Raw genomic sequence first — 22,842 nt, 5'->3', positions numbered from 1 at the left:
GGTCCAATTTCCGCCGCAGTCCCCCGGTTTTCACGGGGTGGGGCTTTTCATTTTTGGTGGGCAGCTTCAACAATAGCCGCAATGATTCGATATCCAGAGGTTTCCATGGGTTTCCGTTCCCTCGCGCAGTCGCTTCTCCTGACTGCCAGCATCGCGGCCGCAGCGACGACGCCCGTTTTCGCACAGCAGCAACCCGCCCCCTCGCAGGCCAAGCCTCCGGCTGCCGCACCGGCACCTGCTCCCGCCCCGGCGCAGCAACAGCCGAGTGCCGCCAAACCGAATGTCGAACCGGTGACACCTGGCCAGACGCAGCCGCCGGCGCCGGGCACGGTAAAGTCCAATCATGGCGCATGGTCCGTCGTCTGCGACAAGCCGGCCGGTGCTTCGACCGAACAATGCGCGCTGATGCAGAATGTCATCGCCGAGGATCGGCCGGAAGTCGGGCTTTCCGTGGTCGTGTTGAAAACGGCCGACCGCAAGTCGAAGATCCTGCGCGTGCTGGCACCACTTGGCGTGCTGCTGCCGAACGGCCTAGGCCTCAATGTCGACGGCAAGGATATCGGCCGCGCCTATTTCGTCCGCTGCTTCGCCGACGGCTGTTACGCAGAAGTCGTGCTCGAGGATGAACTGCTCAAGACCTTCCGCAGCGGCGCCCAGGCAACTTTCATCGTCTTCCAAACGCCGGAAGAAGGCATCGGCATCCCCGTCGACCTCAAGGGCTTCGCCGAAGGTTTTGACGCGCTGCCGTGAGGGCAGCTGCCGTCTACCGTGGGTCCGCCCCTCAGAGCGGCACGTAGGTAGATCGCCACGTCTCGACTCCCTCTTCTCCCCAGCGGGGAGAAGGTGCCCGTAGGGCGGATGAGGGGGCCCGCGATGCCGGTCTTGCCTTACAACGCTCATGCGGACTTCAACCGGAATAGAGTTTACGCGAAGGATGTGCCGTGCGGCCCCCTCACCCGCCTGCCGGCACCTCTCCCCGCTGGGGAGAAGAGATTGTGCCGCGCCCTTTCTGTCCCTCGCTCGCTCTCGCAGGGCATGTCCCCCATCGGCGCGAACCGGACAGTAAGGACCTGGGGTCTGGATGACTCTCGCCACATTATGCTCCCCAACAAAGAATAATTCGAAGACAGGGCTTCACTCTCTATAAGGTAGAGCCCTATCTAGATGAGTAAGTGCACTCCTGAACGCATGCCCATTGGAGCCATATCATGACCACCGATCTCCTGACGCTTTTCGATGCCGACGAAGCGACGATGCGTAAGCACGTGGCCGAGGCCTTGTCCGGCGCCGATGACGGTGAACTGTTCATCGAGCATGCGCAGGCGGAAGCGCTGACCTTCGACAATGGCCGGCTGAAGGGCGGCAGCTTCAACACCGAACAGGGTTTCGGCCTGCGCGCCGTTGCCGGCGAAGCGGTCGGTTACGCCCATGCCGGCGATCTCTCGGTGGCGGCGTTGAAGCGGGCGGCCGATGCCGTCGGCGCGGTGACGCGCGGCTATTCCGGCTCCTATGCGGCCGCACCCCAGGGCACCAACAAGAAATTCTACAGCGACGAGAACCCGATCGGCCAGCCGAGCTTCGAGGAGAAGGTCAAGGTCCTGCAGGACATCGACGCCTATCTCAGAGGCAAGGATGACAAGGTGCGCCAGGTGACGGCCTCGGTCGCCGCAAGCTGGCAGGTCGTCGATATCCTGCGCGCCGACGGACACCGTGTGCGCGACATCAGGCCGATGACGCGCATCAACATTTCGGTGATGGTCGGCGAAGGCGATCGGCAGGAGAGCGGCTCCTATGGCCACGGCGGGCGCATCGGCTTCGGCGATTTCATCGCCGAGGGCAGCTGGCAATACGGCGCCGACGAGGCGCTGCGCCAGGCGCTCGTCAATCTCGAGGCGATCGATGCGCCGGCGGGCACGATGGACGTGGTGCTCGGCTCCGGCTGGCCGGGCGTGATGCTGCACGAGGCTGTTGGTCACGGGCTGGAAGGCGATTTCAACCGCAAGAAAACCTCGGCCTTTTCAGGCCTTCTCGGCCAGATGGTCGCCGCTCCCGGCGTCACCGTCGTCGACGACGGCACGATCGACAATCGCCGCGGCTCGATCACCATCGATGACGAGGGCACGCCGTCCGCCTACAACGTGCTGATCGAAAACGGCAAGCTCGTCGGCTATATGCAGGATCGGCAGAATGCCCGGCTGATGGGCATGGCGCCGACCGGCAACGGCCGCCGCCAGGGCTATTCCCATGTGCCGATGCCGCGCATGACCAACACCTACATGCTCGGCGGCGACAAGACGCCCGAGGAGATTATCGCCTCGGTGAAGAAGGGCATCTATGCCGTCTCCTTCGGCGGCGGCCAGGTGGACATCACCTCCGGCAAGTTCGTCTTCGGCTGCACCGAGGCCTATCTGATCGAGAACGGCAAGGTCGGCGCGCCGATCAAGGGCGCGATGCTGATCGGCAACGGCCCGGATGCGATGAAGCGGGTGTCGATGATCGGCAACGACATGAAGCTCGATACCGGCATCGGCAATTGCGGCAAGGCCGGCCAATGGGTTCCGGTCGGCGTCGGCCAACCGCATCTGCGCATGGATCAAGTGACGGTCGGCGGCACGCAGACCTGAGGCGAAAGGACCCGTCATGGCGGACGTCGAAATCAGAACCTTCACCGCCGATGACGCCGATGCCGTGCTTTCGGTGATCCTGCCGATCCAGCGCGAGGAATTCGGCATCGATATCACCGTGGATGCGCAACCGGATCTCCGGGTCATCCCGGATTTCTATCAGTCCGGCAAGGGGCAGTTCTGGGTCGCCGTCAAGGACGGCGCCATCGTCGGCACGGTCGGGCTCAAGGATATCGGCAACAACCAGGCGGCGCTGCGCAAGATGTTCGTTGCCGCTGCGGTTCGCGGCTCCGAGCATGGCGTGGCAGCGCTGCTTCTCGATCGGCTGTTTGCCCATGCCAGGGATGCCGGCCTCACCGATATCTTCCTCGGCACAACCGACAAGTTCGTCGCCGCGCATCGCTTCTACGAGAAGAATGGCTTTACCGAGATTGCCAAGAGCGCGCTGCCCCGCCCCTTCCCGCTGATGGCTGTGGACAGCAAATTCTACCGTTATAAGGTTGACTGACTTAATCGGCCGACATGCATCAGCTCTTCGGCACCTCCGCCGGCCGAAACAGCCACTTCCGTTCGATCGCGGCAGCAAGATCGAGATCGTTGTGACGGGCAAACAGCAGAAGATGACCGAGAACGTCGGCGGTCTCGTCGGCGAGATCGCGCTGCATGTCTTCAGGCGAGCGGCCCTTCGCACGGCCGCGGCCGGTCAGCCGGTTCCATGCCTGGGTCAGTTCACCCATTTCCTCCTGCAGCTTCAGCAGGAACCAGTCGGCATCACGCTCGATGTTGTTGGCAGCGACGTGAACAGAGGATGAGATTTCGAACTGGTCGGCAAGACGACGCAACATGGGCGTTCTCCTTTTGTTTATGGAGGAGACGCTGATTCCCGATGCTTGTCCAGAGTGAATTGCCGCAGTGCCGGGGCGGCGATCAGCCGTGGTCCGGCAGCAACATGCAGTCATAGGAGCGCTGCTTCAGCGCATCGCAGGCCGAGACAGCGTCATCCCTGCTGGCGAAACCGATGAAGCGGGCGCGATAGATCTTGTTGGCCCCCTGCCCGACCGCCTCGGTATAGGGCGAGGCGGACACCAGCGGTGCGCCGCCTTCCGACTTCGCCTGGGCGAGAAGTGCACGCGCCGCATCGGCACTCGGTGCGGCCGAGATCTGGATCTGCCAGTCGCCATTGGTCTTCTCTGCCGATGTCTTCGGCGTCTTGCCGGCGTTGAGGATCTCGTCCATCGCGACGGGACGCTCCAGCGGCACGACGGCGTCATCGGCATAGGCAAGGCTCTTTGCTGCGAGATCGTCGACTTGCCGCCGTGCGTTGAGCGGCACCGGAACATCGGAAGCCTCGGCGGCGGACGCGACTTCGACGGGTTCCCTCGCGCCGACGCTCGCCACCAGCTTTGCGCCGCCGGAAGACGAGGCGCGGCCGAGATAACGGTCGAGCAAACCAGCCATCTTGGCGTCGCGGCTGCGGGCAGTGCGGCCGCCAAGCACGACGCCGACCACGCGGCGGTTGCCGTCTCTGACGGCGCTGACGAGGTTGAAGCCGGAAGCGTTGGTATAGCCGGTCTTGATGCCGTCCATGCCCTGGTAGCGATACATGAGATTGTTGTGGCCGCGCACGGTGCGGCCGCGGAAATTGAAACTTGCCGCCGAAAACAGCCGGTATTCGTTCGGATAATTCTTCATCAATGCGATGGCGAGCGTCGACATGTCACGCGCCGTCGTGACCTGACGGCCGTCCGGCAGGCCGGAGGCGTTGACGAAGACGGTGCGGCTCATGCCGAGCTGGCGGGCTTTGGCCGTCATCACCCGGGCAAAGCCGCTTTCCGAGCCGGCGAGCTTCTCGCCCATGGCGGAGGCGGCATCATTGGCGGATTTGACGATCATGCCATAGACCGCCTCGCGCACGGTGATCGTGCCGCCCGCCTTGACGCCAAGCTTGGTCGGCGGCCGTGCAGCGGCGTATTTCGACATCCGGATCGGGGTGTCCCAGGTGATCTTGCCGCGCTTCAACGCCTCGAAGGTGAGATAGAGCGTCATCATCTTCGTCAGCGAGGCCGGATGGTTCAGCGTATCGGCGTTTTCGGAGGCGAGAACCTTGCCGGTCCGGGCATCGAGGATCAGCGAAGCGTTGCCGGCAAGGGCCGCAAGCGGCGCCGAAACGGCAAGCGTTACGGTCAAAACAGCCGCCAAAAGCTTTCTCATGCACTTTCCCCTCATATGCTGGCCCCTCATACGCTGGCCCCTGATGCGCAGCCCTTGATGCGGGCTCTCGGTCAGACCGGCATTTGTACCGTATTGTGACAGAAGCCGTAAGTTTGGCGCGACTTTGAGGCAACGCCTATCATTTTTCTAGTCTTTTCATCGTCTTGGTAAACAGGAAATGAAAGACCCGTGCCGGATCGGGATTCAGCAAGGCTTAAGTCACACTTGCTAGTTTCCGGAAAAGGCAAGGGAAAAGCGCCGCATGACGGGACAATTCAAGCGATTGGGCAAGCGACTGGCGATCGGCGCCGGGCTCGAATTTTCCTGGCTGCTCGCCTCGGTCGGACTGATGCGCGAAGCACGCGGGCGCGGCGTCGTCTTCACACTGCATCATGTCCGCCCGCACGTGGCCCAGGCTTTCGAGCCGAATGCGCATCTCGAAATCACCCCCCGCTTTCTCGATGCGGCGCTGCGGCGGCTGCGGCGAGAGGGCTACCGCTTCGTGCCGCTCGATCAGGTGCCGGCGCTGCTGGCCGAGCCGGAAGGCGCAAAGCCCTTCGCGGCCTTCACGCTCGACGACGGATACAGCAACAATCTGGAACATGCGCTGCCGGTGTTCGAGCGGCATCAGGCGCCGTTCACGGTGTTCGTCGCCAAGGGTTTTGCCGAAGGCTCTCACAGCATCTGGTGGGAAACGCTCGCCGTCCTCCTGCGCCGGCCAAGCGAAATCCGCTTCGATTTCGGCCGCGGCATGGAGCGCCTTGTGCTCGACAGCCCGCAGCAGCAATGGCATGCCTTCGACCGTTTTGCCGCCTATATCCACCGCTCCGACGAGGCGCGCGCCGTCGCCGCCATCGATCTGCTGGCGCGGGAAAACGGCATCGAGCCGACGGATATCGTCCGCGAGCTGGTGATGGGGCCTGGCGAATTGCAATGGCTGGCGGCACATCCGCTCGCAGCGCTCGGCGCCCATACGATCAGCCACCGGGCGCTCGCCCGGCTGCCGGAAGCCGAAGCCCGAATCGAGATGCAGGCTTCGGCGGATTACGTCGAAGCAGTGACCGGTATCCGTCCCGAGACGATCGCCTATCCCTATGGCACGCCGGCGGCTGCGACCGCCCGCGAGGCGCGCATCGCTCGCAATCTCGGCTTTACCCTCGCGGTCACAACGCAGCCCGGGCTGCCGGCAGCGCGGCTGACCGGCTATCTCCCACGCATTTCGCTCAACGGCTTCTATCAGAAGCGACGCTACGTCTCGGCGCTTGCCTCCGGGATACCGCTGAAGTTGATGGGCAGGTAAAGCCCGTTACGGATACATCCGCACCTTGTCCCATTCGCCTTCCGGTGACGGGCGGCGGAATTCGACGCGGTCATGCAGGCGGAATTTCTGGTCCTTCCAGAATTCGATCGAGGTCGGCCGGATGCGGAAGCCCGACCAGTGGGCGGGGCGCGGAATCTCGCCGATGGCATAGCGCGCGGTATATTCGGCCACCGCCTTTTCCAGCGCGAAACGGCTTTCGAGCGGACGGGATTGTCTGGAGGCCCAGGCGCCGATGCGGCTGCCGCGCGCACGTGTCTTGAAATAGGCGTCCGCTTCGGCATCGGTGACGATCTCGACGGGGCCGCGCAGCCTTACCTGACGACGCAGGCTTTTCCAGTGAAAGCACATGGCCGCCTTTTTCTGGCCCAGAATTTCGCGGCCTTTCTGGCTCTCGAAATTGGTGTAAAAGACGAAACCGTCGTCGTCGAATCCCTTCAGGAGAACCATGCGGACATTGGGAAGACCATCCTCATCGACCGTTGCCAACGCCACCGCATTGGGGTCATTGGGCTCGGAAACCTCTGCTTCTTTCAGCCATTCGGCAAAGAGCTTGAAGGGCTCGCCACTTTCGGTAAAGTCACCGCTTGTTAACTCGTTTGCCGACATATTGGTTCAAATGCCCCGGATTATTCAAAACTCGCCCAGCTTTTGATAACTGGACAGGATGCAGGGTGGAAGTCATAGCAAAGTCATCTCGCCATACAAAGGGCCTGCGGCGACGCAGCCGCGTGTTCTTCGTCATCGGCGTCGCGATGTTGTCGCTGTCCGGCTGCGTCGGCGGCGGCATGGATTTCCTGAGTGAAGCCAAGGTCGACCGGTCGGTGGCAACCGGCACCGTGCCGCAGACGCCGCCGAGCACCGACACGCTTTCCGACGAAATGACCGTGCGCAACGCCGTGACCTCGGCCGACGTGCAAAGGCTCGAGGGCCAGCCGCTTCCCTGGGCGAACGCATCGACCGGCAGTGCCGGCGTCATCGACACGATCGTCGAGAATAATGAGTCCGGCCAGGTCTGCCGCCAGTTCCGCACGACCCGGCATTCCTATGTCGGCATTGCCAAATTCTACGGCAAGACCTGCCTCGTCGGCGGCGGCAACTGGCAGCTTCTGAGCTTCCAGCCGGAAAGCTGATCCAGCGGGAAAGCTGAGCCTCGAGCTGAACTCAAAGTATACAGCGTCCCTTTGCGCGTTCGAAAAGACGCGGGGCCGTCGCCAACAGGTTAATGTGCGACGGCTTTCTGCCCAATGATTAGCGAAGAGCTAACCATTCGCCGCGAAACACCCCACATCTCTCCACAGAAATAACAAGTGATTAGCAACTCCGCCGCAGGATCGGCGTTGAGAGTGGTTCTTCCTGCCTTCGTGGCGGGTAGCGCACACACGTTTTATTAGACGGGGATGCCGGGCAAGGACGAGGCTTGCCGCATCGCAACACCGGCGGTTTTGACATGCGCGATCCTTATAAAATTCTGGGCGTCAAGCGCGACGCGGCAGTAGACGAGATCAAGGCGGCTTGGCGCAACATGGCCAAATCAGCCCATCCCGACCACAATCAGGACGATCCGACAGCGACGGCTCGGTTCGCCGAGATCGGCCGCGCCTATGAAACGCTGAAGGATCCGCGCAAACGCAGCCTGTTCGACAATGCCCTGCGGATGGCCGAAGCCAAGAAGCACGAACAGACGATCATGCAGCAGCGCCAGGCCGCCCGCGAGGCAGCCGTGCGCGCCAAGGCGGCGCAGGCCAATGCCGAGCGCGTGATGGAAGAGCTGGCGCGCGCCGCCCAGAAGGCTGCCGCCGACGGCTCCAGGCAACAGACAGGCTCCGCCGAGGCAGCCGACGAGATGGTGGATCGCATTTTTGGCGCCCAGGCGCGCGCGGCCGGCGGCGGCCAGGCGCAGGGTCGCGCCCAGCAGGCGCAATATCAGCAGGCACAAAACGCACAGGGCGACGCCGGCAGGCGCATGGATGGCGATGCCGCCGAGCCCGACACCAAGGGCGACGAAGAAGCGGGCGAAGCTGGGCAAAATGCCGCCAACCTGTCGCTGCCGCTCAGCATCCTGACAAACCTGGTGCGCCGCTTCACCGGCGCCAAGGATACCGGCCTCGATAAAGCACCGGACGAGGTGACGACGGCGACGGTGACGATCGACGACGTGTTGAAGAGCGGCTGGATCACCGCGTCGTTGCCGGAGGGCCGCGAAATCGGCTTCGCCTTGCCCGCAGGCACGACCGACGGTCACGAGATCAGGCTCAAGGGACAGGGCTTCAAGCTGCCTGGCATGCAGCGCGGCGACGCCGTCATCAACATTCGCATCGCGCCCGATCCGCGCTTCACCGTCGACGGTTTCGATCTGCATGCCGTGCTGCCGCTCAGCATCGAAAATGCCGTGCTCGGCACCGAGGCGCGTATCGAAGGGCCGAGCGGGCCGCTGAACGTGACGATCCCCGCATGGTCCGGCTCGGACAAGACAATTAGAATTCCCGGCCAGGGATTGCCCCGCGAAGAGGGCGGCAAAGGCGATCTCGTCGTCGAATTGCGCATTATCCTGTGGGAAAAACCCGACGACAAAATCACCGATCTCATGCGGAGCATGCGCGAAGGCCTGTTCCTGTGAAATTTTTATGACATTCGCACCCTTTATTACGATCCCTAACAGTTGATGATCCAGGCCAAGCTTGAACCGATTAACGGCCTATGCCATAGGCAGGATCGATTAGAATCCTAGGGAGCGAAATATGGCTCAAGCATCCGGCCTCATGGCAGGCAAACGCGGCGTCATCATGGGTGTCGCCAACAATCGTTCGATTGCGTGGGGTATTGCCAAGGCCATTCATGCGCAGGGCGGAGAAGTTGCGTTCACCTATCAGGGCGATGCGCTGAAGAAGCGCGTCGAGCCGCTCGCCGCCGAAATCGGCGCGACGCTCGTCGGCCACTGTGACGTCGCCGACGAAGCCACCATCGATGAGGTTTTCGGGAACGTCGAAAAGCTGTGGGGCAAGATCGATTTCCTCGTGCATGCGATCGGCTTTTCCGACAAGGACGAGCTGACCGGCCGCTACGTCGATACCTCGGCCGACAATTTCACCAAGACGATGCAGATCTCCGTCTATTCCTTCACCTCGGTCGCACGCCGCGCCGAGAAGCTGATGACGGATGGCGGCGCCATGCTGACGCTGACCTATTACGGCGCCGAAAAAGTGATGCCGAACTATAACGTCATGGGCGTCGCCAAGGCCGCGCTCGAAGCGAGCGTCAAATATCTCGCCGTCGACCTCGGGCCGCAGAACATCCGCGTCAACGCGGTTTCGGCCGGACCGATCAAGACGCTTGCCGCCTCCGGCATCGGCGATTTCCGCTACATTCTGAAGTGGAACGAATATAACGCGCCGCTGCGCCGCACCGTCACCATCGAAGAGGTCGGCGATGTCGGCCTCTATCTCCTGTCGGATCTGTCGCGCTCCGTCACCGGCGAAGTGCACCATGCCGACAGCGGCTATCATGTCATCGGCATGAAGGCGGTCGACGCGCCCGACATTTCCGTCGTCAAGGACTGATTTCTCCATAGGGATGCGAGACCGTGCTTATCTACGTGATCAGACACGGCCAGACTGACTGGAATGCGGAGCGCCGTCTGCAGGGTCAGAAGGATATCCCGATGAATGCCACGGGCCTGGAACAGGCCCGGCAGAATGGCGTCGCGCTGGCGGAGATTCTCGGCGACACGGTCGACGAATTCGATTTCGTCGCAAGCCCGCTCCAGCGCACGCGCGCGACGATGGAAATCATGCGCACCGCCATGGGCCTGCCGCCGCTTGCCTATCGCACCGATCCGAGGCTGGTGGAAATTTCCTTCGGCGACTGGGAGGGCTCGACGATCAAGGAGCTGAAGGCGACGCAGCGCGAGCGGGTGGCGGAACGCAATGCCTCGAAATGGGATTTCATCCCGCCCGGCGATGACGCGGAAAGCTACGAAATCCTCTCCTGGCGCACCGGCTCTTGGCTGAACTCCGTCGATCGTCCAACGGTCTGCGTCACCCATGGCGGCGTCATCCGCACATTGTTCCAGACGATCGCCGACCTGCCGAAAAGCAGCGCTGCGGAAGGCGCGATCCCGCAGGACCGGATTATCCGGATCGAAACCACTGAGCGGACGATCGCCTGGCTGTAGGGATTGCCAAGCCCGCCCCTCATCCGCCTGCCGGCACCTTTGCCTGGGTCGAGACGAGTGGCTCGACCCCGGTAAGGTGAGAGGCAGCCATCTGCTGCCTATTTGACGATATCGAGATCGTTGATGACGCGCTTGCCGTCGACCTCGGTATAGAAGACGATCACCTTCACGCCGGCTTCGAGGCCGTCGAAATTGAATTCCTCGGGTGCCTGATAGGTCTTGCCGTCGTCGAGCGTCAGGACAAGGTTGGCCGTGTCGACCTTCTTGATCGTCGCTTCGACATCGGCGCTCTCGGCAAAACCGCTCATCGGTGACAGGAAGCTTGCTGTTGCCAAAAGCGTGGCGACGACGAAACGCATGGCGACAATCCTTTTAAGACGCTGCACGAGAACATGACTGGCCACAGATAAGCTCCTGAATATGGCGAAAATTGCCCGTAAGAATGGCTTTTCCCGCCCAATTGATGAATAGGATTTTAAATATAATCAAGATGGTGCGTTTATCCGCGGTTTTTCCCTTCCCGCGATCTTTCGGCATCGCCGGCGGGCAATCGTAAATTAACCCGCGCGCCCTACAGTTGCTCGTCAACATGGGGGTTTCATTTTGTTATCCAGGCTCAGCGACAGCAAGCAGTTGCGGCGCGTGTTGAAGAATAGCCGCGTCTCGTTTCTGGTTTCGTCGCTTGTCGCCCTCGTCGTCATCATGGTCGGCTTCGGGCTCGACCAGGCCAATACTGCGTCTCATGTGCGCGAACTTCATATCCGCACCGAAAACGAGACCAACCTCATCCGTGCCCGCGTCATGGCCGAGATCAATATGGACCTCAGCGTCGTGCGCGACCTGACGAACCTGATCTCCGTCAGCGCGGCAAACGGAAAGGAGATGGAGCGCCAGATCAACTGGCTGCTGATCCAGAACCCGTCTTTCATTCATATCGCCGTCGCGCCTGATTTCATCATCCGTGACATCCACCCGGCGCAATCCGGCAATGAGCGGATCGGCCGCGACGTGCGCGAGGCTCTCTTCTTTCGCCAGGCGATGACCGGCGCAACCGGCAATCAGTCGGCGCGCTTCTACGGCCCGATCAGCACCGAAGGCCGGGACGCCTTTGCCATCTTCTTCCCGGTTTACGTCAAGGAGAATGGCCAGCGGCGGATCTGGGGGGCGGTCGAAGTCGCCATCGACCAGACGATGTTCTACCAGGCGACCGGGCTGATGCCGGCGCGCGACCGCGAAAACCAGGAGCGCTATCCGCATCTCGGCCATCTTTCGATCGCCATTCGCGATATCGGCTCGCCGGCCGCCGCCAAAGCTCCTCCCCCGGCGCCGTTCTTCGGGTCCTCCGATATCGACGGCAAGGATCCGATGCGCCAGAAGATCGGTTTTGCCGGCGGCAAGTGGGAGCTTTCCGCCGTGCCGAACAGCGGCTGGAACGCGATACCCGAAAACCGCACCGAGCTGCGCCTGATCATCGTTGCCGCCGGCTTCATCATCATCGTGCCGATCTTCTTCGCGACCCTGCTGCTCGGCGAGCGCAATCGCAACATCACCGCGCTGGAGACGCGCGAGGCAAAACTGCTGGAACTGTCGCAGCGGCTGAACCTGGCGCTAGAATCTTCGAATATCGGCATCTGGGAGCTGCAGGATGATTCGAGCAGCCTGCTCTGGGACGCACGCGCCGCGGCCCTGCACGGCAAGCCGGCGCAGGAAGGCAGCCGGGCGCTCGACGAATGGCTGGCGGCGGTCCTGCCCGAGGATCGTGAAACCGCCGAAGTGCATTTCTTCAGCTGCAGCATTGCGGGTGCCGCCTGCACGGCGCAGTACCGGATCCTGCTTGGCGACGGCCGCATCCGTCACCTGCGCTCGGTCGGCGCCTTCTATACGGATGCCGGCGGCGTCAGCAAGACGATCGGCATTGTCTGGGACGTGACCGCCGATGCGGAGACCACCGACACGCTGCGCAAGGCCAAGGATACGAGCGAGGTCAAGAATGCCGAGCTGGAGCTGGCGCTTGAAGAGCTGTCGAGCCGCGAGGGGCAGCTCGCCGAACTTTCCAGCCGGCTCGACCTGGCGCTCAATTCCTATCAGTGCGGCATATGGGAGGCGCGGCCGGGCCGAGGCGGCTCGATCTGGAACGAGCGGATGCACGAGCTCTATGGCCTTGCGCCGCGCAACGGCTTCATGACCGAAGAGACCTGGCTTGGCTGCATCCACCCCGAGGATCGGGCCTTAGCGCTCGAAAGCGCGCGCCACTTCAAGCGCAATGGCGACACGCACACCCTCGTCTGCCGGGTGATCGTCGACGACGGCTCGGTGCGCTATGTGCGCTCGGTCGGCAAGGTCCACCAGACGGGGACCGGCGAGATGAAGATCATGGGCATCGCCTTCGACGCCACCGAAGACGTGCTGATGACGATCCGGCTGAAGGCGGCCAAGGACGAGGCAGTCGCCAAGAATATCGAGCTCGAGCTTGTCAAGAACAGGATCGAGCACAATTCGCTGCATGACCCGCTGACCGCACTCGCCAACCGCCGCAAGCTCGACATCGCGCTTGAAAAGCTCACCCAGGACGGCCGTCAGCAGCGGCAGAAATTCTCGATCCTGCATATCGATCTCGACCGCTTCAAGGACATCAACGACACGCTCGGCCATGCCGCCGGCGATGCGATGCTGGTGCACGCCTCGAAGGTGCTCGCCAAGAACGTCCGCGGCAGCGACATCGTCGCCCGCATCGGCGGCGACGAATTCGTCATCCTCGCCCTCGACGTCGGCGACAAGGAGATGGCGCAGCTTTCGACGCGGATCATCGAGGAGATGCGCCAGCCGATCGATTTCCAGGGCTTCTCCTGCCGCTGCGGCGTGTCGATCGGTATCGCGCTCGCCAATGGCATCCATGTCGATGCGCGCAAGGTGCTGATCAATGCCGACATCGCGCTCTACCGCGCCAAGAGCACCGGCCGCAACCGCTTCGAATTCTTCAATCACAATCTCCAGGCCGATATTATCAACACCAAGCGCACCGCCGACGAGATCCTCGCCGGCATCGACAATGGCGAATTCACCGCCTGGTATCAGCCGCAATTCTGCGCCCGGACGATGGAGCTGACCGGTGTCGAGGCGCTGGTCCGCTGGCAGCACCCGTCCAAGGGGCTGCTCACCCCCGACAAGTTCCTGCGCATCGCCGACGAGATCAATGTCGTGCAGATGCTCGATCGGATCGTGCTTGAAACGGCGCTGCGCGACAAGATGCGCTGGACGGCGCGCGGCATTGCCGTGCCCAAGGTCTCGGTCAATGTATCGGCGCGGCGGCTGCATGACGGCAGCCTGTTGGAATCGCTCGCCGACCTGCATATCCGTCCGGGTGAGATTTCCTTCGAACTGGTGGAATCGATCTTCCTCGACGAGAGTGAGGACGTTGTCTCGCAGAATCTCGAACGCATCAAGGCGCTCGGCATCGACATCGAGATCGACGATTTCGGCACCGGCCATACCTCGATCGTCAGCCTGCTGAAGCTGAAGCCGAAGCGGCTGAAGATCGACCGCCAGCTGGTGCAGCCGATCGTCAATGCCTCGCAGGAGCGGGCGCTCGTCAGCTCGATCATCGAGATCGCCCGCTCGCTCGGCGTCGAGACGGTGGCCGAAGGGGTGGAGACGGCGGCGCATGCCGCACTGCTGCGTGATCTCGGCTGCGACATCCTGCAGGGCTACGCCTTCTCGCGGCCGCTCTCCTTCGACGATTTCACCAACGAGGCGACCGGGACGGGGTGGCGGCTGGCGTCCTGATCGCCGCCCGCCGATCGGCCTCGCCCTCACCCCTCCCCGCCTGCGCAGAGAGAATGGCGGCAAGATGTGCGTCCATCCCTGGCAACGAACGGAAACAGCATTTCCTGAGCTGCCGGTTTGGCGCAAAGAAAGGCTTTTGCCTCGGCGGTTTTTTGGCCTATGAGTGTCGCGCCTTTTCAAGCAATGGCGCGGCCGGCAGCGATCGGCTTTGGCGCGCCACCGGTCGGAACACATGTCGCACAATACATTCGGTCACCTTTTCCGCGTAACCACCTGGGGCGAAAGCCATGGTCCGGCGCTCGGCTGCGTCGTCGACGGCTGCCCTCCGGGGCTCAGCTTCAAGCTCGAGGACCTGCAGGTCTGGCTCGACAAGCGCAAACCCGGGCAATCCCGCTTCGTGACGCAGCGGCGCGAGGACGATCTGGTGAAGGTACTGTCAGGCGTCATGCTGGACGCCGATGGCGAGACGATGACGACCACCGGCACGCCGATCTCCATGCTGATCGAAAACACCGACCAGCGCTCCAAGGATTATGGCGAGATCGCCAAGCAATACCGCCCCGGCCATGCCGATTACACCTATGACCTCAAATACGGCATTCGCGACTATCGCGGTGGCGGCCGCTCCTCGGCGCGCGAAACCGCCGCCCGGGTTGCCGCCGGCGGCATCGCCCGCCTTGTCGTGCCTGGCGTCACCGTGCGCGGCGCGCTGGTGCAGATCGGCAAACACAAGATCGACCGCCGCAACTGGGACTGGGACCAGGTCGGGCAGAACCCGTTCTTCTCGCCCGATGCCGCAATCGTGCCGGTCTGGGAGGAGTATCTCGACGGCATCCGCAAGAACGGCTCCTCGATCGGCGCGGTCATCGAAGTGATCGCCGAAGGTGTGCCGGCCGGCCTCGGCGCGCCGATCTATGCCAAGCTCGACCAGGACATCGCCTCGCTGCTGATGTCGATCAACGCCGTCAAGGGCGTCGAGATCGGCAATGGTTTTGCCGCCGCCGAAACGTCAGGCGAAGACAATGCCGACGAGATGCGCATGGGCAATGACGGCACGCCGATCTTCCTTTCCAACAATGCCGGCGGTATTCTCGGCGGCATCTCCACCGGGCAGCCGGTGGTGGCGCGTTTCGCCGTCAAGCCGACCTCGTCGATCCTGACCGAGCGCCAGTCGATCGATGCGGAGGGCAAGAATGTCGATATCCGCACCAAGGGCCGGCACGACCCCTGCGTCGGCATCCGCGCTGTGCCGATCGGCGAGGCGATGGTCGCCTGCGCCGTCGCCGACCATTATCTTCGCGACCGCGGCCAGACCGGCCGTCTGAAATAGGAGCGCTCGCCCATGTCTTATGACCAGAAGCGCGTCGTCGACGCCATCCGGGCCTTCGAGGCCGGCGAGATCGTCGTCGTCATGGACGATAATGACCGTGAGAACGAAGGCGACCTCATCGTCGCCGCCGTGCATTGCACACCGGAGAAGATGGCCTTCATCGTGCGCCATACCTCCGGCATCGTCTGCGCACCGATGCCGAAGGAAGAGGCCAAGCGCCTCAACCTCAACGCCATGGTGGCAGAAAACGATTCGGCTCATACGACGGCCTTCACGGTCTCGGTCGATTTCAAGCACGGCACGTCGACCGGCATCTCCGCAGACGACCGGACGCTGACAGTGCGCAACCTCGCCAATCCGAATGTCGGCGCTTCCGATTTCGTCCGTCCCGGCCACATCTTCCCGCTGGTTTCCCGCGAAGGCGGGGTGCTGATGCGCTCGGGCCATACGGAAGCCGCCGTCGACCTCTGCAAGCTTGCCGGCCTGCCGCTGATCGGCGTCATCTCCGAGCTGGTCAACGATGACGGTACCGTCACGCGCGGACCGCAGGTGGTCGACTTTGCCGAACAGCACGGGCTGAAGCTCGTCTCCGTCGCAGATCTCATCGCCTACCGCCAGCGCAAGGAAACGCTGATCGAACTCGGCGCCAGCTTCGACATCGACACGCCGTTCGGCAAGGCCAAGGCTCATACCTATTCCCTGCCCTGGGACCCGATGCAGCATCTCGCCGTCGTCTTCGGCGACATCCGCGACGGCGTCGACATCCCGGTGCGCCTGCATCCGGAGAATGTCGCCGAGGATCTCTTCGGCAAGAACAGCCCGGTCGATTTCTACATGCAGAAGATTGCCGAGCAAGGCCGCGGCGTCATCGTCTATCTGCGCGAAGGCTCCGTCGGCGTCGGACATCACGACAACGGCCGCAAGGCCCGCAACCAGGGCCGCGAAGCCCATGCCGAAGCCCAGACCCGCGACAGCGAATGGCTGGAAATCGGCCTCGGCGCACAGATCCTCAAGGATCTCGGCGTCAGCTCGATCAAGCTGCTGACCAGCCGCGAGCGCCACTATGTCGGCCTCGAAGGTTTCGGCATCAAGATCAGCACGACGGAGATCTGCTGAGGGCTCCTCCTCTTCTCCCCAGCGGGGAGAAGGTGGCCCGAAGGGTCGGATGAGGGGGCCACACGGCACATCCTTCATGCTGCCCTTCGCTTGCGCTCAGCGCATTCGCGGCTTTGCCGCTCACCCCCTCATCTGCCTGCCGGCATCTTCTCCCCGCTGGGGAGAAGGGATACGTGGCAACGTCTCGGTCCCTTTCTCTTCGGTAGGAGCAGGATATATCGGACGAAGTTCGACTACCCTCTCCACCCCTCCAGAAACACGACCTTCTCCACGCCGGCAAACCGAGCGACCCGGTCCAGCTCGGCTTCCAGCCTCTCCAGCCGCCCGGCCGAAGGTTTCACACCCGGCTCCAGCCACAGCCGCTTGACGTCGAGCGTCGACTTTTTCCGATCCGCCTTCATGTCGATGCGGCCGATCAGCCGGTCGCCTTCGAGCAGCGGGAAGACATAGTAGCCATATTCACGCTTCGGCTCGGGCACGAAGATCTCGATGCGGTAGAAGAAGCCGAACAGGCGTTCGGTACGGTTGCGGTCGCGGATCATCGGGTCGAAGGGGCTGAGCACGCGGATGCGTGGCGGAGCACCGGGGTAAGTGCCGAGCGTCGAGAGGAAATCGGCAAAGGCCCAGGATGGGCGCGCCTTGCCGCCGAGCGCCGGTTCGATCAGCACTTCGATCAGTTCGTCGCGATGGGCTGATACCCAGGCCTTGGCCTCATCGGGCGAGACCAGGTTCCAGAAGGCTGATATCTCGCCGTGGGTGGCGAAGCCGAGCCGGGTGAGCGCGCTGCGGCAGGCCCAGTCGACGAAGTCCTCGCGGCTCACCTCAGGCTCGCGGAACTCGCTCGGGATGACGCGCTCCGCCAGATCATAGATCTTCTGAAAGTTCGAGCGGCCGGCGATGGCGAACTTGCCGGTGTGCCAGAAATATTCGAGCGCCGTCTTGTTCGGATGCCAGTTCCACCAGCCGCCGGAAACGTGTCCATCGGCCTTGATATCGCGCGAGAGGATTGCGCCGTCGCGCTCAACGCGCTCATAGGTCTCCGCGAACGCCGCCTCGAAGCCCTCGCCGCGCCATTTGCGCCAGCGTTCGATGAGCACCTTCTCCTGATGAAGGAACTTGTGCTTCCAATAGACGAAGAAGGCGCTCGGCAGGATGGAAGCATCATGCGTCCAGTGCTCGAACAGCGCGCCGTCCTTTTCGAGCAGCGCCGTCAGATGTTCGCGCCTGTAGGTCTGGTTGCGGGAAAACAGGATCTGATGATGGGCCCGCTCCACCGTCTGGATGCTGTCCACCTGGACGAAACCCAGTTCATGAATGAGCTGCAGCAGGCCGGCCTTGGTCAAGGCGCGGTTCGGCGGAGCGCTGAGGCCCTGCTTGGCAAGGAAGACACGGCGGGCGTCGGAATTGGAAAGCAGATTCGTCATGACCACATCATAATCCGGAAAATCTTCCTAGCCACCCGATATCGACAGCGCAATTTGCTCTTTCATCACCCTCGATTACCCGTATAGAAGCGGGATCGCATGGATGCGAGGGATTGGTTTGGATATTCGTTTCGAAGGCGCCGGGGTTAGTTTCGGGGCACGGGTGGCGCTGCAGCCGCTGACGCTTGGCATCAGCGGAAAACGCATCGGCGTCATCGGGCTGAACGGTTCGGGCAAGACGACTTTCGCGCGGTTGATCAATGGATTGGCCAAACCGTCGGTCGGCCGCGTTACCGTCAACGGCCGCGACACGAGCGACGAAAAGACTGCGGTGGCCGATGTCGGTTTCATCTTCCAGTCGCCGCAGAACCAGATCATCCTGCCGATCGTCAAGGACGACATCGCCTTCGGGCTGAAGCGGCGCGGCTTCACCAAGGCGGAGATCGAGGCGAAGGTCGAGGGCGTGCTGGCCCGCTTCGGCGCCGAGGCACTGGCCGATCGCCGCGCGCACGAGCTTTCCGGCGGCGAATTGCAGGTGGCCGCCCTCTGCTCGGTGCTGGCGACGGGGCCTGGCATTCTCATTCTCGACGAACCGACCAACCAGCTCGACCTCAAGAACCGGGCGCTGGTCGAAGGGATTATCGCCGGACTGCCGGAAAGCGCCATCATCATCACGCATGATCTGGAGCTGATCGCCGATTTCGAGCGGGTGCTGCTGTTTCATGAAGGGCGGCTTGCCGCCGATGCGCCGGCTGCCGAAGCGATCGCCCGCTACAAGGAGATCGCCGCCTGATGCAGTCGCTCTATGTCGAAGGCAACAGCGTGATGCACCGGCTTTCGCCGCGGCTAAAACTGTTGTCGCTGACGATCTTCGGCGTGGTGCTGTTCATCAGCGGGAACCTGATCCTGCTGTCGATCGCCGTGCTGCTGACGGCGGTTCTCTACCGGATGGTCGGCTTGCCGCTTGCCGATGGGCTCAGGCGGCTGCGGCCGATCTTCCTGACGATCGCGGTCGTCGCACTCTTCAACCTCATCTTCAATCCCTGGCAGGAGGCGCTCGTGCCCCTGCTGCGGCTGACGGCGCTGATGCTGCTTGCCGCCACCGTGACGGCGACGACGTCGATCACCGAGTTCATCGACGAGGTGACGGCGCTTGCCCGCCCGCTCGAACGCACCGGCTGGGTGCAGGCCGACGATATCGGCCTGGCGCTCGGGCTGGTGCTGCGTTTCGTGCCGGAGATCGTCGGGCGTTATCAGGCGATCCGCGAGGCGCATAAGGCACGCGGGCTGAAGGTGCGGCCGACGACGCTACTTGCGCCGCTGATCATCCTGACCCTTAAGGATGCGGATAATATCGCCGCGGCGATTGACGCGCGCGGCATTCGGCGGCATGTGAGTTAACGATTGATAAACACGGAATTCAAGATGAGCACTCGCGACCTCGTTCTTACCGCCCTCTTTGCCGCGATCATCGTGGCGCTTGGCCTGCTGCCGCCGATCTCGCTCGGCTTCATTCCGGTGCCGATCACCGCCCAATCCCTCGGCGTCATGATGGCCGGCGTCGTGCTCGGCGCGCGGCGCGGCGCGATTGCCGTGCTGATCGTGCTGGTGCTGGTCGCGATCGGCCTGCCGGTGCTTTCCGGCGGCCGCGGCGGGCTTGCCATCTTCGCGTCGCCGACGGCCGGCTTCCTGATCGGCTGGATCTTTGCCGCCTTCGTCACCGGCTATCTCAGCGAGCGGCTGGTCAACCATCAGCAATCCGGCCTGGTGCAGACGGTGAGCTTCTTCCTCACCGCCATGGCCGGCGGCATCGTCGTGCTCTACGCCTTCGGCATCACCTATCTCGCCACCGTCGCCGGCCTCGGCTTCACGAAAGCCTTCGTCGGCTCGATGGCCTTCATTCCCGGCGATGTGATCAAGGCTTTCGTCGCAGCCCTGCTTGGCCGCGCCGTCATGGTCGGCTATCCCCTGCTGCCGTCGCGCGCCTGACGCATAGGCCTGTCTTGTCTGGCGAATACCCCAACGGCCCCTTCGGGGGCCGTTGCGCTTCCGACCGGTCCGCATGAACGGGAACTTTCCAAACCTTCTTTTCATTTTTCCGCAATGAACGTCCTTGAAGGAGAAACCATGCAAGGCGACCAGCAGGAGGAGATGGCTGCCTGGTTCCGCTCGCTGGAGCCCGTCCAGCCGAAGGACATGGTCGGCCTTTGGAGCGGCGTCGGTATTCCGTCGGGCCATCCACTGGACGGCGTGCTCGAGAATCTCAACTGGTTTGGCAAGCGCTTCCATTCCGACATGCGGGCGGACGCCCTGCTCTTCAACTGGAGACCGGGCCGGCTCGTGGCGATCGAGCCAAATTTCTTACCCATTGGGCTGGCGATCAAGATGGCGCCCCTTGGCCGGACGTTCGTCGCCCGCCACGGGTTCTCGTACCTGCAGAAGGTGCTTCGAGCGAGAGGCACGACCGCTTCGTTGCGGCTTCAGGCGCTCGACGGCATCGAAACGGCTGCGATGATCTACGACAAACAGCCGATCGTGGACTACTTCCGGAGGATTGACGATGACGGGATTGCCGGGATGATGTGCGTGCGCGACGATCCTCGGCGATTCTTCTTCGAGCTCCGGAAAGTGATGGACTAGGCATGCCGCAAATGGCCGGGCGGCCGCCTCGGGAACATCGCGGCATAGAGCCATCGAACCGTTGCCGGGCTGATCTTTCCCCGATCCAAAACAGGCGGAACATGTTATGAAAGCAGGGAAGAGGGCGAGATGACCGTCATCGATCGAAATCATGTTCAAGTCCGGGGCGATGGCCAGCGTGCGATGATCTTTTCGCATGGATTTGGCTGCGACCAGAATATGTGGCGTTTCGTGGCGCCGGCTTTTGAAGGCGACTTCAAGACGGTGCTGTTCGATCACGTCGGCGCGGGGCGATCCGATCTCACGGCCTATGATGCCCGGAAATATGCATCATTAGCGGGCTATGCGGATGACCTCGTGGAAATTTGCCGCGCGCTCGGCTTGACGCAAACGGTGTTCGTTGGGCACTCCGTCAGCGCAATGATCGGCGTCATCGCCTCGCTGCAGGCACCGGAACTGTTTGACAGCCTGATCCTTGTCGGGCCGTCGCCGCGCTATATCAATGACGATGACTATATCGGCGGGTTCAGCGCGGCAGACATAGACGAACTGCTGACGTCGTTGGACGACAACCACATGGGGTGGTCTGCCGCTATGGCGCCCGTCATCATGGGCAATCCCGATCGACCAGAACTTAGCGAAGAGCTGACCAATAGCTTCTGCCGCACCGATCCTGAGATCGCCAAGGCGTTTGCACGGGTGACATTCACCTCAGACAATCGCAGCGACCTTCCGAACGTCACCGCCAGAACGCTGATCCTTCAATGCCGCGATGATATCATCGCCTCTGAAGAGGTCGGCGAATTCGTCCATCAGCAGGTCCCGAATAGTCAATTGGTCGTGCTGAACGCGAGTGGCCACTGCCCTAACCTCAGCGCTCCCGACGAGGTCATATCTGCAATCCGGCGGTTCGTCCGATGACCGGTAGCGACACGCAGATCTTCATGCCGGCGGAAGACCTTGAGGACTTGTACGAAAACGCGCCATGCGGCTATCTTTCGCTGCGGCCGGACGGGCGCATCGTCAAGGTCAACAGAACGCTGTCGACCTGGATCGGCATCCCTGTCGAGCAGCTCCTCGGCAAACGACTTCACGACCTGCTCAACACGTCGGGCCGTATATTCTACGAAACCCATTTTGCGCCTCTGCTGCGCATGCAAGGGTTTTTCAATGAGGTTGCCCTCGATCTCGTGACGGCGGACGGCAGAAGGCTGCCTGTGCTCGCCAATGCCATGGAAAGACGTGCAGACGACGGTGCCCTGCTTTTCACCCGCGTGACGATGTTTCAGGCTGCCGAGCGTCGCCGTTATGAACGGGAGCTGGTCGACGCGCGCACAGCCGCCGATGCTGCCGGCGCCACGATCAAATCCAAACTCGCCTTCGAACAGCAAACCGCCGAGTTGCGGGAAGAGTTCATTGCTGTTCTCGGCCACGACCTGCGCAACCCGCTTGCCTCGATTGCAGCCGCGGCGCGCATGCTCCGAAAAGAGAAGCAGACCGATCGCGCGATTAAAGTTCTCGATTTGATGCAGGGCAGCGTCGTTCGCATGTCTGCCCTGATCGACAACGTCCTCGACTTCGCGCGCGGACGATTGGGTGGCGGCATTACGCTCGAGAGGCGGGCGGAGCATCTCGAGCCGCTCTTGCGGCAGGTCATCGAAGAACTCCGCTTCAGTCATCTCGACCGCGCAATTGAGGTGACGATCGAATTCGATGGGCCGATAAACTGCGACAGCGGCCGGATCGGCCAGCTGGTGTCCAATCTTCTGGCGAATGCCCTGACCCATGGGACACCGGACGAACCGGTGCGGCTATCGGCGGCAACTGTCGACGGAAAACTGGAGCTTTGGATCGCCAACGGCGGCGCTCCGATTTCCAGCGACGCGATGACACGGCTTTTTCAGCCTTTCTTCACAGGCGAAGCCGGCACAAGTCAAAGAGGATTGGGGCTGGGTCTGCACATCGCCTCGGAAATCGCCCGCGCCCATGGCGGGACGATCACGGTCAGTTCCGATGACAAGGAGACGCGCTTCACCTTTGTGATGCCTTTGGATTGATCGGGAACGCAGCCGCGCCGGTATGGGCCGACTGTCCGGTTGATTGCCGCCTCGGCAGCCGGGCAGCCAGGAATCCGGGCAACAAAAAACCGCCTTGAGGCGGTCGGGCATTCTATCGATTTCAGTTTGATTTAGTCTCCTCCTCCACCATCTCCGCCACCGCCG

At 62.5% G+C, this 22,842-nt stretch carries 22 protein-coding genes; 17 read left to right on the top strand and 5 right to left on the bottom strand.

Annotated elements, in window-relative coordinates:
* The first annotated feature begins 81 nt into the window (after window positions 1-81).
* The 3 genes from G9X67_RS16020 to G9X67_RS16010 all read left to right on the top strand — a co-directional run bounded on the left by G9X67_RS16020 (window position 82) and on the right by G9X67_RS16010 (window position 3,132).
* Entirely contained in the window at window positions 82-750 is a 669-nt protein-coding gene (locus G9X67_RS16020) for an invasion associated locus B family protein (protein ID WP_171599150.1), read from the top strand.
* 458 nt (window positions 751-1,208) lie between these two features.
* Complete coding sequence (gene tldD, locus G9X67_RS16015; protein WP_012756317.1) at window positions 1,209-2,624, top strand: metalloprotease TldD; 1,416 nt, start codon at window positions 1,209-1,211, stop codon at window positions 2,622-2,624.
* 16 nt (window positions 2,625-2,640) lie between these two features.
* Window positions 2,641-3,132 (top strand): GNAT family N-acetyltransferase, encoded by a 492-nt coding sequence (locus G9X67_RS16010; RefSeq protein ID WP_138328817.1) that lies wholly within the window; start codon window positions 2,641-2,643, stop codon window positions 3,130-3,132.
* A 19-nt stretch (window positions 3,133-3,151) separates the two neighbouring features.
* Here the strand turns inward: G9X67_RS16010 and G9X67_RS16005 are convergent, their stop codons facing one another.
* Together G9X67_RS16005 and G9X67_RS16000 are read right to left on the bottom strand one after the other, a co-directional pair.
* Window positions 3,152-3,469, bottom strand: coding sequence for a hypothetical protein (locus G9X67_RS16005; RefSeq protein WP_064650537.1), 318 nt, complete (start codon window positions 3,467-3,469; stop codon window positions 3,152-3,154).
* 82 nt (window positions 3,470-3,551) lie between these two features.
* Window positions 3,552-4,835, bottom strand: a complete 1,284-nt coding sequence (locus tag G9X67_RS16000; protein ID WP_138328818.1) for a D-alanyl-D-alanine carboxypeptidase family protein — start codon at window positions 4,833-4,835, stop codon at window positions 3,552-3,554.
* A 262-nt stretch (window positions 4,836-5,097) separates the two neighbouring features.
* On the opposite strand from G9X67_RS16000, the gene G9X67_RS15995 reads away from it, so the two are divergent.
* Complete coding sequence (locus G9X67_RS15995; RefSeq protein ID WP_171599149.1) at window positions 5,098-6,135, top strand: polysaccharide deacetylase family protein; 1,038 nt, start codon at window positions 5,098-5,100, stop codon at window positions 6,133-6,135.
* Window positions 6,136-6,141: 6 nt separating this feature from the next.
* On the opposite strand, the gene pdxH is transcribed toward G9X67_RS15995, so the two are convergent.
* Window positions 6,142-6,762, bottom strand: a complete 621-nt coding sequence (pdxH, locus tag G9X67_RS15990) for a pyridoxamine 5'-phosphate oxidase (RefSeq protein ID WP_011650750.1) — start codon at window positions 6,760-6,762, stop codon at window positions 6,142-6,144.
* Between the two features lie 65 nt (window positions 6,763-6,827).
* Between pdxH and G9X67_RS15985 the strand changes: the two genes are divergently transcribed.
* The 4 genes from G9X67_RS15985 to G9X67_RS15970 all read left to right on the top strand — a co-directional run bounded on the left by G9X67_RS15985 (window position 6,828) and on the right by G9X67_RS15970 (window position 10,327).
* A complete protein-coding gene (locus tag G9X67_RS15985; protein WP_171599148.1) occupies window positions 6,828-7,286 on the top strand; it encodes an RT0821/Lpp0805 family surface protein in 459 nt (152 codons plus the stop codon).
* Window positions 7,287-7,573: 287 nt separating this feature from the next.
* Window positions 7,574-8,773 carry a DnaJ C-terminal domain-containing protein gene (locus G9X67_RS15980; RefSeq protein WP_171599147.1) on the top strand — a complete coding sequence of 400 codons (1,200 nt, stop codon included), beginning with the start codon at window positions 7,574-7,576 and terminating at the stop codon, window positions 8,771-8,773.
* A 121-nt stretch (window positions 8,774-8,894) separates the two neighbouring features.
* Window positions 8,895-9,713 (top strand): enoyl-ACP reductase FabI, encoded by an 819-nt coding sequence (gene fabI / locus G9X67_RS15975; protein ID WP_138328822.1) that lies wholly within the window; start codon window positions 8,895-8,897, stop codon window positions 9,711-9,713.
* A 23-nt stretch (window positions 9,714-9,736) separates the two neighbouring features.
* Window positions 9,737-10,327 (top strand): histidine phosphatase family protein, encoded by a 591-nt coding sequence (locus G9X67_RS15970; protein WP_011650747.1) that lies wholly within the window; start codon window positions 9,737-9,739, stop codon window positions 10,325-10,327.
* A 98-nt stretch (window positions 10,328-10,425) separates the two neighbouring features.
* Here G9X67_RS15970 and G9X67_RS15965 read toward each other — a convergent pair whose 3' ends face one another.
* Window positions 10,426-10,686, bottom strand: coding sequence for a DUF1344 domain-containing protein (locus G9X67_RS15965; protein WP_003569889.1), 261 nt, complete (start codon window positions 10,684-10,686; stop codon window positions 10,426-10,428).
* Window positions 10,687-10,930: 244 nt separating this feature from the next.
* On the opposite strand from G9X67_RS15965, the gene G9X67_RS15960 reads away from it, so the two are divergent.
* The 3 genes from G9X67_RS15960 (at window position 10,931) to ribB (ending at window position 16,556) form a co-directional block, all read left to right on the top strand.
* A complete protein-coding gene (locus G9X67_RS15960) occupies window positions 10,931-14,110 on the top strand; it encodes an EAL domain-containing protein (protein ID WP_171599146.1) in 3,180 nt (1,059 codons plus the stop codon).
* Window positions 14,111-14,342: 232 nt separating this feature from the next.
* Complete coding sequence (aroC, locus tag G9X67_RS15955; RefSeq protein WP_130693959.1) at window positions 14,343-15,440, top strand: chorismate synthase; 1,098 nt, start codon at window positions 14,343-14,345, stop codon at window positions 15,438-15,440.
* Window positions 15,441-15,452: 12 nt separating this feature from the next.
* A complete protein-coding gene (gene ribB, locus G9X67_RS15950) occupies window positions 15,453-16,556 on the top strand; it encodes a 3,4-dihydroxy-2-butanone-4-phosphate synthase (protein ID WP_171599145.1) in 1,104 nt (367 codons plus the stop codon).
* Window positions 16,557-16,789: 233 nt separating this feature from the next.
* On the opposite strand, the gene G9X67_RS15945 is transcribed toward ribB, so the two are convergent.
* A complete protein-coding gene (locus G9X67_RS15945) occupies window positions 16,790-17,980 on the bottom strand; it encodes a winged helix-turn-helix domain-containing protein (protein ID WP_171599144.1) in 1,191 nt (396 codons plus the stop codon).
* 118 nt (window positions 17,981-18,098) lie between these two features.
* Here G9X67_RS15945 and G9X67_RS15940 point away from each other — a divergent pair, with 118 nt between their 5' ends.
* From G9X67_RS15940 to G9X67_RS15915, 6 genes are all read left to right on the top strand, one after another.
* Window positions 18,099-18,773, top strand: a complete 675-nt coding sequence (locus G9X67_RS15940; protein ID WP_138328828.1) for an ABC transporter ATP-binding protein — start codon at window positions 18,099-18,101, stop codon at window positions 18,771-18,773.
* Window positions 18,773-19,381, top strand: a complete 609-nt coding sequence (locus G9X67_RS15935; protein WP_138387976.1) for an energy-coupling factor transporter transmembrane protein EcfT — start codon at window positions 18,773-18,775, stop codon at window positions 19,379-19,381. The genes G9X67_RS15940 and G9X67_RS15935 overlap by 1 nt, the downstream gene beginning before the upstream one ends.
* Before the next feature lie 24 nt (window positions 19,382-19,405).
* Complete coding sequence (locus G9X67_RS15930) at window positions 19,406-19,969, top strand: biotin transporter BioY (RefSeq protein ID WP_012756299.1); 564 nt, start codon at window positions 19,406-19,408, stop codon at window positions 19,967-19,969.
* A 114-nt stretch (window positions 19,970-20,083) separates the two neighbouring features.
* The gene (locus G9X67_RS15925; RefSeq protein WP_171599143.1) at window positions 20,084-20,620 is read left to right on the top strand and encodes a GXWXG domain-containing protein; all 537 of its coding nucleotides are present in this window, start codon (window positions 20,084-20,086) and stop codon (window positions 20,618-20,620) included.
* A gap of 129 nt (window positions 20,621-20,749) precedes the next feature.
* A complete protein-coding gene (locus G9X67_RS15920; protein WP_138328831.1) occupies window positions 20,750-21,541 on the top strand; it encodes an alpha/beta hydrolase in 792 nt (263 codons plus the stop codon).
* A complete protein-coding gene (locus G9X67_RS15915) occupies window positions 21,538-22,677 on the top strand; it encodes a PAS domain-containing sensor histidine kinase (RefSeq protein WP_171599142.1) in 1,140 nt (379 codons plus the stop codon). Before G9X67_RS15920 ends, G9X67_RS15915 begins: the two co-directional genes overlap by 4 nt.
* Window positions 22,678-22,842 lie beyond the last annotated feature (165 nt).

It is taken from the genome of Rhizobium sp. WYCCWR 11152, from assembly GCF_013087615.1.
Classification (GTDB): domain Bacteria; phylum Pseudomonadota; class Alphaproteobacteria; order Rhizobiales; family Rhizobiaceae; genus Rhizobium; species Rhizobium indicum.
This window is presented reverse-complemented; position numbering and strand designations above follow the sequence as displayed.

Excerpts from the sequence above, each read along its gene's own strand:
- G9X67_RS15920 (WP_138328831.1), top strand. The coding sequence starts at position 20,750 with ATGACCGTCATCGATCGAAATCATGTTCAAGTCCGGGGCGATGGCCAG.
- G9X67_RS16010 (WP_138328817.1), top strand. The coding sequence starts at position 2,641 with ATGGCGGACGTCGAAATCAGAACCTTCACCGCCGATGACGCCGATGCC.
- aroC (WP_130693959.1), top strand. The coding sequence starts at position 14,343 with ATGTCGCACAATACATTCGGTCACCTTTTCCGCGTAACCACCTGGGGC.
- ribB (WP_171599145.1), top strand. The coding sequence starts at position 15,453 with ATGTCTTATGACCAGAAGCGCGTCGTCGACGCCATCCGGGCCTTCGAG.
- fabI (WP_138328822.1), top strand. The coding sequence starts at position 8,895 with ATGGCTCAAGCATCCGGCCTCATGGCAGGCAAACGCGGCGTCATCATG.
- pdxH (WP_011650750.1), bottom strand. The coding sequence starts at position 6,762 with ATGTCGGCAAACGAGTTAACAAGCGGTGACTTTACCGAAAGTGGCGAG.
- G9X67_RS16020 (WP_171599150.1), top strand. The coding sequence starts at position 82 with ATGATTCGATATCCAGAGGTTTCCATGGGTTTCCGTTCCCTCGCGCAG.
- G9X67_RS15930 (WP_012756299.1), top strand. The coding sequence starts at position 19,406 with ATGAGCACTCGCGACCTCGTTCTTACCGCCCTCTTTGCCGCGATCATC.
- G9X67_RS15935 (WP_138387976.1), top strand. The coding sequence starts at position 18,773 with ATGCAGTCGCTCTATGTCGAAGGCAACAGCGTGATGCACCGGCTTTCG.
- G9X67_RS15945 (WP_171599144.1), bottom strand. The coding sequence starts at position 17,980 with ATGACGAATCTGCTTTCCAATTCCGACGCCCGCCGTGTCTTCCTTGCC.
- G9X67_RS15965 (WP_003569889.1), bottom strand. The coding sequence starts at position 10,686 with ATGCGTTTCGTCGTCGCCACGCTTTTGGCAACAGCAAGCTTCCTGTCA.
- G9X67_RS15995 (WP_171599149.1), top strand. The coding sequence starts at position 5,098 with ATGACGGGACAATTCAAGCGATTGGGCAAGCGACTGGCGATCGGCGCC.
- G9X67_RS16005 (WP_064650537.1), bottom strand. The coding sequence starts at position 3,469 with ATGTTGCGTCGTCTTGCCGACCAGTTCGAAATCTCATCCTCTGTTCAC.
- tldD (WP_012756317.1), top strand. The coding sequence starts at position 1,209 with ATGACCACCGATCTCCTGACGCTTTTCGATGCCGACGAAGCGACGATG.
- G9X67_RS15925 (WP_171599143.1), top strand. The coding sequence starts at position 20,084 with ATGAACGTCCTTGAAGGAGAAACCATGCAAGGCGACCAGCAGGAGGAG.
- G9X67_RS15915 (WP_171599142.1), top strand. The coding sequence starts at position 21,538 with ATGACCGGTAGCGACACGCAGATCTTCATGCCGGCGGAAGACCTTGAG.
- G9X67_RS16000 (WP_138328818.1), bottom strand. The coding sequence starts at position 4,835 with ATGAGAAAGCTTTTGGCGGCTGTTTTGACCGTAACGCTTGCCGTTTCG.